Source organism: Brucella sp. MAB-22, from assembly GCF_025908475.1.
GTDB classification, from domain to species: Bacteria; Pseudomonadota; Alphaproteobacteria; order Rhizobiales; family Rhizobiaceae; genus Brucella; species Brucella anthropi.
Map to the genome: position 1 here is coordinate 295870 of NZ_CP109781.1, position 12594 is coordinate 308463.

Genomic DNA, 12594 nt, shown 5'->3' on the forward strand with positions numbered 1-12594 from the left:
AGGCCGGGAAACCGGCCTTTGTCAGTTCTTGTGGGTTAGAATATTCACGAGCCGACCGTAAGGGTCACGCGTGTAGAAGCGACGCACACCCCATTCCTCATCGACCGGACCGTATTTGACGGGAAATCCCAGCGCGATTGCGCGCTCCAGCACGGCATCGACATCATCGACCTCAATGGAAAGATCGGGCACCGGTGTGCCCGCTCCGCCCTCACTCATGATGCTCACCTGTACCCGTGCCTGCGCATCCGTGGCATAGGTGACGATCCAGCCGAAATCCATCGCCACATCAAGGCCCAGCAAGTCGCCGTAGAAGCGCTTTGCCGCCGCAGGATCGGCGGCTGTAATATTGGCAACGATGCGGCGGACGGCCATCAGTATTCGCCGAGCTTGATGTCCGGCGTGTAATCGACGCCGTCCACTTCCTTCACCACCGGCTGGCCGCAATGCATGACGCCGGTTGCGGCGTTGAAAGCATAGGTCGGCGAACCATAGAGCTGCCAGCCCTTGTTGAGCGCCGCCGTGATGCGATGACAGAATGCGGAATCATCCGGACCTGTGATGAAACGATATAACTTCATGCTGTTACTTCCTCTGTTATAACTTTACGTCCGCCTTCGCGAGCACGCGCTCGGCCATTTCAAGATGAAGACGTTCGACCATCTGCCCGTCGAGCGAGACAACGCCTTTCTCGGCATTTTCAGGCCGGGCGAAGACTTCAACAACAGCGCGGGCATGGGCCACCTCGTCCTCGGTTGGTGAGAATGCACGGTTAGCCGCTTCAATCTGGCCGGGATGAATCAGCGTCTTGCCATCGAACCCCATGGCGGCACCTTGCGCGCATTCCGCCTCGAAGCCAACGCTATCCCGAAAATCATTGTAAACACCGTCGAGAACGGTGATCCCGCCAGCGCGCGCTGCAAGAATGATCTGCATCAGCCATGGGACGAGATAGGGCCGCCCCGGTTGCGGACGCACGCCGGTTTCCCGCGCAATATCGTTCGGCCCGACGACGAAACAGGCAAGCCGCACCGCCGAACGATGTCCGAGAACCGCAATCTCGTCGGCATTGAGAATGCCACGCGCGGTTTCGATCATCGCCCAGACACCAACTGCCGGATCGGCATCCTGACGATCAAGCCGGTTGGCCGCGTCGATTATATCCTGCGGTCGTTCAGTCTTGGGGAGAAGGATCGCATCCGCCCCCATCTTCGCAGCCGCCGCGACATCATCCCTGCCCCACGGCGTTTCCGCCGTATTGACCCGTACAATCCGCTCGAAATTGACCTTCGGATGGCTTGCGAAATGCACCGCCAGCGCATCGCGCGCCGCGACCTTCGCCTCCGGCGCGACGGAATCCTCCAGATCATAGATCACGCAATCCGCTGAAAGGGTTAGCGACTTCTCGAGAGCGCGAGCATTGGCGGCAGGAACAAAGAGGACAGAACGGCGGGGACGAACAATAGTTTTCATGTCCCGATTTGTGCACGGAACCATCCTGCTGCGCAAGCGCCGAGAGCGCGAGCAGGCAGGCTCTTGAAATCCTGTATCGACGCGCCTATTTTCCAGCCTTCGGTTGGAATGCACCTGCCGTCCGCAGCCTTTGGCCATGGTAAAGCATTCCTGTTTCACGTTTTTGTTCCGGTGACGGCAGAAACGGCAATGCGGGCACCCGTTCATGAAAACGCCGCTCACAATCAGGAGCGAAAACAATGACCACAGCTACTATCGCTGGGACCAATAACGCTGACTTCAAGCATCAGGCCCGCCGTCTGCGGCAGGCTTTGAGCGAGGAAGGCATCAACATCAGCCACGGCAAGGCACTCGACCTTGTGGCGCGCCAGTCCGGCACACGCGACTGGAATACGCTGGCCGCCAATGACAGCAAGGTGGAGACCGCCCCCGTCGAGGACGATACCGCGCCTTACCGTGTCGGGCAGCGTATCACCGGCATGTTTCACACGACGCCGTTCGATGCCCGTATCATCGCCGTTGAGGAAACGATCAAGCCTGAACTGTGGCGCATCACGCTTCAGTTCGATCCGGCCATCGATGTGGCGGTTTCGCCGAACCTCTCAATGCGGCGCAGGCGTTATACGATCGTCGTTGGTACAGATGGCAAATCCCGCCGCCTGACCGGCAGCGAGACCGGTGGCGTCGCCCTCAATGTCTGATAATTGCGCAAACTGTGTCAACGACGCATGATCCGGAAAACTTGACGCGGTTTCCAGACAGGATTATGCGCATAACCTGACAGTCGGACTATCCGGCGTGCGGACAAGCGCGCCGGATATTTCGCGAAACGGGTCGGGAGTTGCGACCTATTGGGCAGTTTCGGCCTCAAACGTTGACTCTCGGTCAAGCTGATGTAAACCAGTTTGCAAATTGCAAATTCCCAACCGACAGGTTCAGGACATGGATAAGTTCACCAAGCTCACGGGCGTCGCCGCCCCCCTGCCGATCGTCAATATCGATACGGACATGATCATTCCGAAGGATTACCTGAAGACGATCAAGCGCACGGGTCTGAGCAAGGGTCTTTTCGCCGAAATGCGCTTCAACGAAGACGGCACGGAGAACCCGGATTTCGTCCTGAACAAGCCGGGCTATCGCAACGCGCAGATCCTCGTTGCAGGCGACAATTTCGGCTGTGGCTCCTCGCGCGAACATGCGCCATGGGCCCTGCTCGATTTCGGCATCCGTTGTGTGATCTCGACCTCGTTTGCCGATATCTTCTACAATAACTGCTTCAAGAACGGCATTCTGCCGATCAAGGTCGCCCAAGAAGATCTGGACAAGCTGATGGACGACGCCTCGCGCGGCGCCAATGCGACTCTCACCGTCGATCTCGAAGCCAAGGAAATTCACGGCCCGGATGGCGGTTCGATTTCCTTTGATGTCGATGATTTCAAGCGCCACTGCCTGCTCAACGGTCTCGACGATATCGGCCTGACCATGGAAAAGGCTGGCAGCATCGACACATTCGAGGCCAAGCGCGCCGAATTGCGTCCCTGGGCATAATGTCGGTATGCACTATATATACTCGACCAGAATGCCCGGTCGCAGGTTTGGTGGCCTTCACAAGTGAATAGGACACGATTGGCTGGAATGGCCCGAGAAGATCAAAGCGGCGACTGGGCGGGACGTCTCTCGCCCTCGCTGGACGAAATCGAATCCATCGCGATTGAAGCTCTTGCGCATCTGCCGCAGGAGTTTCGTGCGTTGTGCGGCGACATCATCATCCAGATCGCCGACTTTCCTGACGATCAGATCATCGAGGATATGGGGCTGGAAACGCCTTTTGATCTGCTCGGCCTTTTCGAAGGTCGTGGCATCGGCGAACGTTTCAGCCTGCAGACCGGCGAAGGTCCCAACCGCATCACGCTCTACCGCCGTGCGATCCTTGACTATTGGTCCGAACATGAAGAAACGCTGGGCGATATCATCACCCATGTTCTGATCCACGAGATCGGTCATCATTTCGGCTTGTCCGATGACGATATGGAAAATATCGAGGCGCAGGCAGAGTAAAGCCGCACAGCCGAGATGACTGTCCGAATTTGTCGTTTTCGACAAAACCATCGGCAGTTCTGGCAGTTCTTCCTCGGATTCTGGCACAATCGCTTACAGATATTGCATGGAGAGAATGCTATGGTTTCTCTTGATGCAACTAGCGGTCTGATTCCGACATTGCATCCTTGGGATATGAGCGCCGAGCAAATGTCGAAATCAAGAAGACCACTAGTAACCCTATGAATCTAGTGGATTTTTCGAATTTGACGTTTGAAACGATATCTATATCGGACGGGTATCAAACGTCAAATTCAATCCACTAGAGTAGCGATATGAGCATTTCCCCCGCCATCTACCAGCTCCTCCTCGTATATGTGACTTACATCATTGCAGCTGGCAGCCCCGGTCCGAGTACGATGCGGATCATGGGCGTAGCCATGGACCAAGGTCGCAAATCAGGGCTTGCCTTTGCTGCCGGTGTCGTTACGGGCTCCATCTTTTGGGGCGTGATGGCCGCGACCGGCGTTTCGGCCATCCTCACACGATTTGCCGAAGCTCTGTTCATCCTGAAAATCTTCGGTGGACTTTATCTGCTTTATCTTGCCTTCAAGGCCGGACGCGCGGCCATGACATCAGACAAAGCATTGGCCACGCGAGCTTCCAGCAGCAAAGCAATTCTGTCCCATGGCGAGCTTTATCGCCGTGGTCTTCTGATGCATCTGTCAAACCCGAAATCCATCCTGTCCTGGATCGCATTGGTTACGCTGGGACTTGGCGCCAACTCTTCATGGCCACATCTGGCGGCGTTTCTGGGTGGCTGCATCGTGCTCAGCATCACCATTTTCTGCGGCTATGCCATCATATTTTCCACTATGCCAATGGTGCGCCTCTATCGTCGTGCGCGTCGCTGGATCGAAGGCGTCCTCGCGGCTGTCTTCGGCCTTGCCGGTATCCGCCTGCTTCTGTCGCGCTAACCTGATTGAGAAAGAGCACAATGGAACTCTTCAAAGGTCTTTCAGCCTTTCCGCTGACACCAATCTACACCGATGGCAAACTCATTGAGGATACGCTCTGCATTTTTCTTGAGCGCATTCACGAGGCGGGAGCGGATTCTATCGGTCTTCTGGGAAGCACTGGCGGCTATGCCTTTCTCACGCGGGAACAGCGGTTGCATACGATCAATACCGCCGTCAGATCTATCGGCGGCAGAATACCGATCATCGTCGGCGTCGGCGCGTTGCGGACGGATGATGCGCAGGCACTGGCGCGGGATGCCGCAGATGCCGGTGCAGACGGGCTGTTGCTGGCGCCTGTTTCCTATACGCCGCTGACGCAAGACGAGGTTTTCCAGCACTTCAAGACCGTTGCCGAGACGACCGATCTTCCCCTTTGCATCTACAATAATCCCGGCACGACAAAGTTCATCTTCAACGACGAACTGATTGCACGGCTTGCCAGTGTGAAGAATATCAGCGCGATCAAGATGCCTCTGCCCGCAAATGGCGATTACGAAGGCGCAATGTCAAAGCTGCGTGCCGAAACTCCGCCAAGCTTCGCGATCGGCTATAGTGGTGACTGGGGTGCTGCGGATGCACTGCTGGCTGGTGCCGATGCCTGGTACAGCGTGGTTGCGGGACTTCTTCCCGACCCCGCTCTGGCGTTGACGCGCGCTGCGCAAAGCGGAAACAATACTGAGGTGGAACGCATAAATGCAGCTTTCACACCGCTTTGGGACCTGTTCAAAACCCACAGCAGTTTCCGCGTCATGTATGCCATTGCCGACCTTCTCGGTCTCGCGAAAATCGAGCCACCACGTCCGATCCTGCCGTTAGGAACCGAAGCATACGGGCAGGTTGAGGCTGCACTTGAGCACCTGAGGGAAATAGAGAACTGACTTAAAGCGCCCCATCCTCGCTCAAGAATTTGATCGCCATAAGCGCGGCACAACGACTGAGCAAGATGTCTCGTTCGACTGTAAGGTCCGCAGCAAAACGATCAGCAAGTCGACGATACGAGGCGTCTATAGTCGGATTTATAAGGTAGCGCTCCTCCATTTGCTCGCAAGTGGAGCGAAGCTCACGAGTATCAGGCTTTATAGTCATCGTATGACTTCCTACTAAAATTCGGAAGATACCATAAAACAAAGGCGCCCTCATCGGGCGCCTTTTGCATTTCTTTGTTAAGCGACGCTCAGGCGAACATCAATGTTGCCGCGTGTCGCATGCGAGTACGGGCAGACAATATGCGCAGCCTGAACCAGTTCTTCGGCCTTCGCCTTGTCCACGCCCGGAAGTGCCACTTGCAGTGCCACATCAAGCCCGAAGCCAGTGCCATCTTCACGCGGACCGATGCCAACCGTCGCAGTCACGGTGCTATCTGCCGAAATGGCAACTTTCTCCTTGGCAGCAACGAATTTCAACGCGCCCAGGAAGCAGGCCGCATAGCCAGAAGCGAAAAGCTGCTCAGGATTGGTGCCTTCGCCGCCCGAACCGCCGAGTTCCTTCGGCGTATCGAGAACGACACTGAGCCGTCCGTCGGCAGTCTTGGCGCTGCCGGTGCGGCCGCCGGTTGCTGTGGATTGAGTTGTGTACAGAATTGGCATTTGGGCTTCTCCTTTGGTTTATCTCCGTAGCCAAACTTGCAGATAATTAAATTGTGCGCAATATAATTTTGCAAAATTTAATCTCACAATTATGTGACGCGCAATCCAATTGCGCATGATGTATATATTCGCCAAGGAGTTATCATGATGAAGCGCGACGATCAGGATTCCAATCTCGGTCTTTCCAACATGGTCTGCTTTGCGATCTACTCGACCGCGAATGCACTGACGCGCGCCTACCAGCCAATTCTGAGCAAACTTGATCTGACCTATCCGCAGTTTCTGGTGATGATCGTGCTCTGGGAACAAGACGACCGGACGGTCTCGGAGATCGGCGCAAAGCTCAATCTCGATTCAGGAACCCTGACCCCACTGCTGAAGCGCCTTGAAGCCGCCGGACGCATTACGCGGCGGCGTGACCCGCAGGACGAGCGACAAGTCCGCATCACACTGACTGACGAAGGCAAGGCACTGCGCATGGAAGCCGAGAGCATCCCCGAACAGGTGTTCTGCGCACTTGGTCAGCCAATCGATGAGTTGCAGGATTTACGCACGCGATTGCTCAATATACGCGGCAATCTTTCAGATAGCATTTCCCGCTAACAAAAAAGCGCCGGGTGACCGGCGCTTTTTAATATCAGTATTGAGTACAGTAGATCAGGCAGCAAGCGCCTTTGGCTTGATAAGGCCGCGCGCGACCAGCAATTCAGCGATCTGGATCGTGTTGAGAGCAGCGCCCTTGCGCAGATTGTCGGAAACAACCCACAGAGCCAGACCGTTCTCGACGGTGATGTCTTCACGGATACGGCTGATATAAGTCGCATCTTCGCCAGCGGATTCGTAAGGCGTGATGTAGCCGCCGTTCTCATGCTTGTCGACAACCTGGCAGCCTGGAGCTTCGCGCAGAATCTCGCGTGCTTCTTCCGGCGTAATCGGGTTTTCAAACTCGATATTGACTGCTTCTGAGTGACCGATGAAGACCGGAACGCGAACGGCCGTTGCCGTCAGCTTGATCTTCGGATCGAGCATCTTCTTGGTTTCGGCCACCATCTTCCATTCTTCCTTGGTGTAGCCGTCTTCCATGAAGACATCGATATGCGGGATCACGTTGAACGCGATGCGCTTGGTGAACTTCTTCGCAGAGACAGGGTCGGCGACAAAAACAGCGCGCGACTGTTCGAACAGCTCATCCATACCTTCCTTGCCTGCACCCGAAACCGACTGATAGGTCGAGACGACGACGCGCTTGATCTTGGCAACATCGTGCAAAGGCTTCAGAGCCACGACGAGCTGAGCCGTCGAGCAGTTCGGATTGGCAATAATGTTCTTCTTGCGGAAGCCTTCGACTGCATCCGGGTTCACTTCCGGCACGATCAGCGGCACTTCCGAGTCATAACGCCAGGCCGAGGAATTATCGATGACGACGCAGCCCTGCTTGCCGATCTTCGGCGACCATTCCTTGGAAATCTCGCCGCCAGCAGACATCAGGCAGATGTCCGTATCGGAGAAATCATACGTGTCGAGCGCCTTGACCTTCAGCGTCCGGTCGCCATAGGACACTTCCGTGCCCTGGCTGCGGCGCGATGCAAGCGCTACAACTTCGTCAGCCGGAAAGCCGCGTTCTTCGAGGATATTGAGCATTTCGCGCCCGACATTTCCGGTGGCGCCGACAACTGCAACCTTGAAACCCATTTTTCGTCTCCTGTCCCTCTCCGCTTCCAGATTCGGAACCCCGCAGGCCACGCGGGACTTCCGCCCCCGGGCCAGACCCGGGGAGAGGGCGAGCAGGCCAAGGGAATCAGACCGTTTTCGTGGTCGTTTTAGTAATGGCCGTGAGTGTTTTGGAAATCGAAGGCATGCGCGCTGCCCCGGCAAAAATGCCGGCAGTTCCAAGCGAAACTGACGCTACGTTGACGCGATCCACGCGGGTTCTCCTTCGTTCGCCACTGCTTTTACGCGGTTTATAGATGGAGTCAATTCTCTACCTCTTCAAGAAGCGCATTTTTTAAGGCTCTTGCCGTCTTTGATAGTATTTCAAGCTGACAATTCTCTCTCATACTAAAGACTACTGCACGAATCCCCTTTTTCAGTTCATCATACAAGTGTGAGGAGAGCGCCTTGAAGGTTGAGAGGAACCTGTCGAGGTGCAACGGATGGTTTTCACTTTCCCGGTGAAAGATGACCGTCCCTATATAGCTCTGTTTGGGAGGACAGATTCATGGCAGTTTCGTCGAGCGCCGATGTGCGCGCGCCTAAAATGACGAGTGAAGAGCGCAAGGTTATCTTTGCATCTTCGCTGGGTACCGTCTTTGAATGGTACGATTTCTATCTCTACGGTTCACTGGCTATCTATATCGGCGCTGTTTTCTTCAGCGAATATCCGGAAACGACCCGCAACATCTTCGCCCTTTTGGCCTTTGCTGCCGGTTTCCTTGTGCGCCCGTTCGGAGCACTCTTCTTCGGGCGTATCGGTGACCTTGTCGGTCGTAAATATACGTTCCTCGTCACAATCGTGGTGATGGGCCTTTCGACGTTCCTCGTTGGTGTTCTTCCCGGCTCGGCCTCCATCGGCATCGCGGCCCCGATCATTCTGGTTGGCCTGCGCATGCTCCAGGGTCTGGCTCTTGGTGGCGAATATGGCGGCGCGGCTACTTATGTGGCGGAACATGCGCCCAACGGTCGTCGTGGTTTCTATACGTCGTGGATTCAGACTACCGCTACCTTCGGTCTGTTTCTGTCCCTGATCGTAATTCTCCTGATCCAGAATTCGATGACGGCTGAGGATTTTGCGCGCTGGGGTTGGCGTATTCCTTTCCTTATTTCCGTGTTCCTGCTCGGTATTTCCGTCTGGATCCGTATGCAGATGAGTGAATCGCCTGCATTCAAGCGGATGAAGGAAGAAGGCAAACAGTCCAAGGCGCCACTCAAGGAAGCTTTCGGCCAATGGAAAAATGCGAAGATCGCATTGATCGCACTGTTCGGTCTTACTGCGGGTCAGGCTGTTGTCTGGTATTCCGGTCAGTTCTACACCCTCTTCTTCCTTCAAAACGTTCTGAAGGTCGAAAGCATCTCCGCGAACATTATGATTGCGATAGCACTTCTGATCGCCACCCCGTTCTTCCTGTTCTGGGGCTGGCTCTCCGACAAAGTCGGCCGCAAGCCAATCATCATGGCGGGTCTTGCCCTTGCCATCGTGACATACTTCCCGTTGTTCAAAGCGCTCACGCATAGTGCCAATCCAGCGCTTGCCCGCGCCGAAGCAACCGTCAACGCAACCGTGACCGCTGCACCGGGTGACTGCACGTTCCAGTTCAACCCTGTCGGCACTGCGAAGTTCACCACGTCTTGCGATGTGGCAACGTCGTTCCTGTCGCGTTCGTCCGTGCCTTATACGGTCGTTGAAGGCCCTGCTGGTTCAACTGCAACCATTACGCTGGGTGATTCCGTCATCACATCGTATGACGCAACCGCGGCGGATGCTGCGGTACGCACACCAGCCTTTGCTCACGATGTAAATCTCGCCTTACAAAAGGCTGGTTTCCCGCTGGTTCGCAGCCCGGCAAAAGTTCCGGACGCGAAACTTGATGCATTCATCGCCGCCAACCCGGAACTGGCTCTGGATGCAGCTGCAGTTCGTGCCGGTGCCGCGACATCCATGACAGCAGATGAAATGGTTGCCGCAAAGATCATTCCCGCAGCAGAGGCCGCCACCATTGGCGACCAGCAGGTTTTCACCATTCCTGATGCGGGTGCGTTCAAGATGATTGCCCATCCGGATGAAATCAACTGGCCTTTCACCATCCTCATTCTGACGATCCTCGTGATCTATGTGACGATGGTTTACGGTCCAATTGCTGCTATTCTGGTGGAAATGTTCCCGACCCGTATCCGTTACACGGGCATGTCGCTGCCTTATCACATCGGCAATGGCTGGTTCGGTGGCCTGCTACCGGCAACCGTCTTTGCAATGAGCGCGGCGAAGGGAGATATTTACTATGGTCTTTGGTATCCGATCATCATCGCGCTCATGACGCTGATTATCGGTCTGATCTTTGTTCGCGACACCAAGGATGTCGATCTGCACAAGGTTGAGTAATCGCCTGTTAATCGAAACAAAACGCCGCCCGAAAGGGCGGCGTTTTCATTTCCAACACGTACTCCTGGAGAAAGCGTTACTTGTTTCGATATTGCGCTTCGATTTCGATCAGCTTCTGCTTCCGCCAAAGACCGCCGCCATAACCGGTCAGCGATCCGTCCGCACCGATCACACGATGGCACGGAATGATGATGGCAACCTGGTTCGCTCCGTTGGCCCGCGCGACTGCACGCACGGCAAGCGGTTTTTCCATGGCCTGCGCGAGTTCACTATAGCTACGGGTCTCCCCTGCCCGGATGTTCTGAAGTTCACGCCAGACCCCTTGCGTAAATGCACTGCCATGCAGCACCAGCGGCAAATCGAACGTCGGAGAATTGCCGTCGAAGAAGGCATTCAACTGCTGCTCGACAAGATCATGGGTAATGAAACGACCGATCACCAGATCACCGCGACAGGTAGCATAAAGCTTCTTCAGTTCCGCAGATAGCGCCTTGCGATCAGCGAATTCGAGAAGATGCAGGCTTCGTGCATCGCAGATCGCAATCATCGTGCCAAGTGGTGTCTTTATCCAGTCGGCACGCAACAAGCCATCACCCCGCAATTTGCCGGGTGGAAGCCCCAGAATACGTGCAAAGGCACTACGAAAAGCTTCGGGAGATTCAAAACCCGCATCAATCTGGGCATCAATCACGCGCCCACCATCGGCAAGCGCCTGAAACCCATGTCGCAGGCGTTCCTGCCGCGCCATTTCCAGAAATGTCATTCCGAAATGACGGCGGAAACTGCGACGGACGGTCGAGACATCAAGCCCCATCCGGGCAACGTCCTCTTCGCTCCAGCGCCGTTCCGGATCGGCCTCAAGCGCGTCGAGAAGCTTCTTGACGGAAGGCTCCGCCTCCGCAGCGGGCTGTAGCGGATGGCATCTTTTGCAGGGCCGGAAACCGTCGGCCATGCATTCGGCGACCGATGCGAAGAAGCGGCAGTTTTCCTGTTTCGGTTTCCGCGCCGGACAAGTCAGGCGGCAGAAAATTCCGGTTGAGACAACACCGACATAGGCCCTGCCCTCATAAGCGGCATCACGGGCGACAAGTGCGTCGTAGAGTTTGTTTTGATCTGGGAGCGTGAACAACATGCCGCTATTCTTATGCAGCACAGCATGAATTTACAGCCTCAAATCGGGCACTTATTCAAAAAAGAAAAGCCCGCCATGCGAAGTGCATGGCGGGCTTTCAGCAAGCGGTCTTGTCACGCTTATTGAGCGGAAAGCTTCGAAAACTTGTCGAGGATGGCATCGCCCATTTCGACGGTGCCAATCTTGGTCTTACCTTCCGACCAGATGTCGGCAGTGCGCAGACCATCATCCAGAACCTGTGCGATTGCCGCTTCCAGGCGATCCGCTTCTTCAACGAGGTTGAACGAATAACGCAGGCACATGGCAAGCGAAGCAATCATTGCAATCGGATTGGCAACGCCCTTGCCAGCGATGTCCGGCGCGGAACCGTGTACCGGCTCATAAAGCGCCTTGCGCTTGCCGGTTTTGGAATCGACCGCACCGAGCGAAGCCGACGGCAGCATTCCGAGCGAACCGGTCAGCATTGCGGCAACGTCAGACAGCATGTCGCCGAAAAGATTGTCCGTCACAATAACGTCGAACTGCTTCGGCCAACGCACAAGCTGCATGCCGCCAGCGTCAGCCAGCATATGCTCAAGTTCAACGTCGGCGTGCTTTTCCTTGTGACGCGCGGTGACGACCTGATTCCACAGGACGCCCGACTTCATCACATTGCGCTTTTCCATCGACGTAACCTTGTTGCGGCGCGTGCGCGCCAGCTCAAAGGCGACATCGGCGATGCGCTCAATCTCGTAGGTGTCATAGACCTGCGTATCGATACCGCGCTTCTGGCCATTGCCGAGGTCGATGATTTCCTTCGGCTCCCCGAAGTAAACGCCGCCGGTCAGCTCACGCAGGATAAGGATGTCGAGACCTTCGATCACTTCCGGCTTCAGCGACGAAGAATGAGCCAGCGCCGGGTAGCAGATGGCCGGACGCAGATTTGCATAAAGCTGCATGTCCTTGCGCAGACGCAGAAGACCAGCTTCCGGGCGCACTTCGTAAGGTACGCTATCCCACTTCGGACCGCCGACAGCGCCGAACAGCGTGGCATCAGCGGCCAGCGCCTTCTCCATATCAGCATCGGAAATCGCCTGACCGTGCGCGTCGTAAGCGCAGCCGCCAACCAGACCTTCTTCAGTTTCAAAGCCGAGATTGAGGCCTGAGTTGAGGAAAGCGATGATCTTGCGGACTTCCGCCATCGCCTCTGGACCGATGCCGTCGCCGGGCAGGAGAAGGAGTTTTCTGGATGCCATAATGCCAAGCCTCTGT

The 12594-nt window shown here is 55.8% G+C and carries 13 protein-coding genes and 2 pseudogenes; 8 read left to right on the forward strand and 7 right to left on the reverse strand.

All coding sequences use genetic code 11. The annotated features are described in order from the left end of the window. Positions 1 to 21 precede the first annotated feature (21 nt). The 3 genes from OHI65_RS01285 to OHI65_RS01295 are packed head-to-tail and all read right to left on the reverse strand — an operon-like array spanning position 22 to position 1473. Positions 22 to 375 carry a VOC family protein gene (locus OHI65_RS01285; protein WP_125301342.1) on the reverse strand — a complete coding sequence of 118 codons (354 nt, stop codon included), beginning with the start codon at positions 373 to 375 and terminating at the stop codon, positions 22 to 24. Continuing rightward, positions 375 to 581, reverse strand: coding sequence for a DUF1737 domain-containing protein (locus OHI65_RS01290; protein WP_125301344.1), 207 nt, complete (start codon positions 579 to 581; stop codon positions 375 to 377). Before OHI65_RS01290 ends, OHI65_RS01285 begins: the two co-directional genes overlap by 1 nt. A gap of 16 nt (positions 582 to 597) precedes the next feature. Further along, entirely contained in the window at positions 598 to 1473 is an 876-nt protein-coding gene (locus OHI65_RS01295; RefSeq protein WP_125301346.1) for an HpcH/HpaI aldolase/citrate lyase family protein, read from the reverse strand. A gap of 239 nt (positions 1474 to 1712) precedes the next feature. On the opposite strand from OHI65_RS01295, the gene OHI65_RS01300 reads away from it, so the two are divergent. The 5 genes from OHI65_RS01300 (at position 1713) to OHI65_RS01320 (ending at position 5407) form a co-directional block, all read left to right on the forward strand. Next, the gene (locus OHI65_RS01300; RefSeq protein WP_125301348.1) at positions 1713 to 2174 is read left to right on the forward strand and encodes a glyoxalase superfamily protein; all 462 of its coding nucleotides are present in this window, start codon (positions 1713 to 1715) and stop codon (positions 2172 to 2174) included. A 241-nt stretch (positions 2175 to 2415) separates the two neighbouring features. Further along, positions 2416 to 3021, forward strand: a complete 606-nt coding sequence (gene leuD / locus OHI65_RS01305; RefSeq protein ID WP_012092735.1) for a 3-isopropylmalate dehydratase small subunit — start codon at positions 2416 to 2418, stop codon at positions 3019 to 3021. 87 nt (positions 3022 to 3108) lie between these two features. Further along, positions 3109 to 3531: a metallopeptidase family protein gene (locus tag OHI65_RS01310; RefSeq protein ID WP_012092734.1), complete on the forward strand. Its 423-nt coding sequence runs from the start codon at positions 3109 to 3111 to the stop codon at positions 3529 to 3531. Positions 3532 to 3845: 314 nt separating this feature from the next. Next, positions 3846 to 4487: a LysE family translocator gene (locus OHI65_RS01315; RefSeq protein ID WP_012092733.1), complete on the forward strand. Its 642-nt coding sequence runs from the start codon at positions 3846 to 3848 to the stop codon at positions 4485 to 4487. Positions 4488 to 4507: 20 nt separating this feature from the next. After that, the gene (locus OHI65_RS01320; RefSeq protein WP_125301350.1) at positions 4508 to 5407 is read left to right on the forward strand and encodes a dihydrodipicolinate synthase family protein; all 900 of its coding nucleotides are present in this window, start codon (positions 4508 to 4510) and stop codon (positions 5405 to 5407) included. A 285-nt stretch (positions 5408 to 5692) separates the two neighbouring features. On the opposite strand, the gene OHI65_RS01325 is transcribed toward OHI65_RS01320, so the two are convergent. Continuing rightward, positions 5693 to 6115 carry an organic hydroperoxide resistance protein gene (locus OHI65_RS01325; protein WP_010658490.1) on the reverse strand — a complete coding sequence of 141 codons (423 nt, stop codon included), beginning with the start codon at positions 6113 to 6115 and terminating at the stop codon, positions 5693 to 5695. 147 nt (positions 6116 to 6262) lie between these two features. Here OHI65_RS01325 and OHI65_RS01330 point away from each other — a divergent pair, with 147 nt between their 5' ends. Further along, the gene (locus OHI65_RS01330) at positions 6263 to 6718 is read left to right on the forward strand and encodes a MarR family winged helix-turn-helix transcriptional regulator (RefSeq protein ID WP_040128728.1); all 456 of its coding nucleotides are present in this window, start codon (positions 6263 to 6265) and stop codon (positions 6716 to 6718) included. Between the two features lie 54 nt (positions 6719 to 6772). Here OHI65_RS01330 and OHI65_RS01335 read toward each other — a convergent pair whose 3' ends face one another. Then, the gene (locus OHI65_RS01335) at positions 6773 to 7807 is read right to left on the reverse strand and encodes an aspartate-semialdehyde dehydrogenase (protein ID WP_010658488.1); all 1035 of its coding nucleotides are present in this window, start codon (positions 7805 to 7807) and stop codon (positions 6773 to 6775) included. A 526-nt stretch (positions 7808 to 8333) separates the two neighbouring features. Here OHI65_RS01335 and OHI65_RS01340 point away from each other — a divergent pair. After that, positions 8334 to 9768 (forward strand): annotated as a pseudogene (locus tag OHI65_RS01340) (MFS transporter); the annotation flags it as partial. A 74-nt stretch (positions 9769 to 9842) separates the two neighbouring features. Continuing rightward, positions 9843 to 10211 (forward strand): annotated as a pseudogene (locus OHI65_RS22990) (MFS transporter); the annotation flags it as partial. Positions 10212 to 10287: 76 nt separating this feature from the next. Here the strand turns inward: OHI65_RS22990 and OHI65_RS01345 are convergent. Both OHI65_RS01345 and leuB read right to left on the reverse strand, forming a co-directional pair. Next, positions 10288 to 11343 carry a bifunctional transcriptional activator/DNA repair enzyme AdaA gene (locus OHI65_RS01345; protein ID WP_125301354.1) on the reverse strand — a complete coding sequence of 352 codons (1056 nt, stop codon included), beginning with the start codon at positions 11341 to 11343 and terminating at the stop codon, positions 10288 to 10290. Positions 11344 to 11462: 119 nt separating this feature from the next. Beyond that, complete coding sequence (gene leuB / locus OHI65_RS01350) at positions 11463 to 12578, reverse strand: 3-isopropylmalate dehydrogenase (RefSeq protein WP_012092727.1); 1116 nt, start codon at positions 12576 to 12578, stop codon at positions 11463 to 11465. Positions 12579 to 12594: the final 16 nt, after the last annotated feature.

Bases quoted from the DNA above. Each gene is read 5' to 3' on its own strand.
- OHI65_RS01285 (WP_125301342.1), bottom strand. From the start codon at position 375: ATGGCCGTCCGCCGCATCGTTGCCAATATTACAGCCGCCGATCCTGCG.
- OHI65_RS01290 (WP_125301344.1), bottom strand. From the start codon at position 581: ATGAAGTTATATCGTTTCATCACAGGTCCGGATGATTCCGCATTCTGT.
- OHI65_RS01295 (WP_125301346.1), bottom strand. From the start codon at position 1,473: ATGAAAACTATTGTTCGTCCCCGCCGTTCTGTCCTCTTTGTTCCTGCC.
- OHI65_RS01300 (WP_125301348.1), top strand. From the start codon at position 1,713: ATGACCACAGCTACTATCGCTGGGACCAATAACGCTGACTTCAAGCAT.
- leuD (WP_012092735.1), top strand. From the start codon at position 2,416: ATGGATAAGTTCACCAAGCTCACGGGCGTCGCCGCCCCCCTGCCGATC.
- OHI65_RS01310 (WP_012092734.1), top strand. From the start codon at position 3,109: ATGGCCCGAGAAGATCAAAGCGGCGACTGGGCGGGACGTCTCTCGCCC.
- OHI65_RS01315 (WP_012092733.1), top strand. From the start codon at position 3,846: ATGAGCATTTCCCCCGCCATCTACCAGCTCCTCCTCGTATATGTGACT.
- OHI65_RS01320 (WP_125301350.1), top strand. From the start codon at position 4,508: ATGGAACTCTTCAAAGGTCTTTCAGCCTTTCCGCTGACACCAATCTAC.
- OHI65_RS01325 (WP_010658490.1), bottom strand. From the start codon at position 6,115: ATGCCAATTCTGTACACAACTCAATCCACAGCAACCGGCGGCCGCACC.
- OHI65_RS01330 (WP_040128728.1), top strand. From the start codon at position 6,263: ATGAAGCGCGACGATCAGGATTCCAATCTCGGTCTTTCCAACATGGTC.
- OHI65_RS01335 (WP_010658488.1), bottom strand. From the start codon at position 7,807: ATGGGTTTCAAGGTTGCAGTTGTCGGCGCCACCGGAAATGTCGGGCGC.
- OHI65_RS01345 (WP_125301354.1), bottom strand. From the start codon at position 11,343: ATGTTGTTCACGCTCCCAGATCAAAACAAACTCTACGACGCACTTGTC.
- leuB (WP_012092727.1), bottom strand. From the start codon at position 12,578: ATGGCATCCAGAAAACTCCTTCTCCTGCCCGGCGACGGCATCGGTCCA.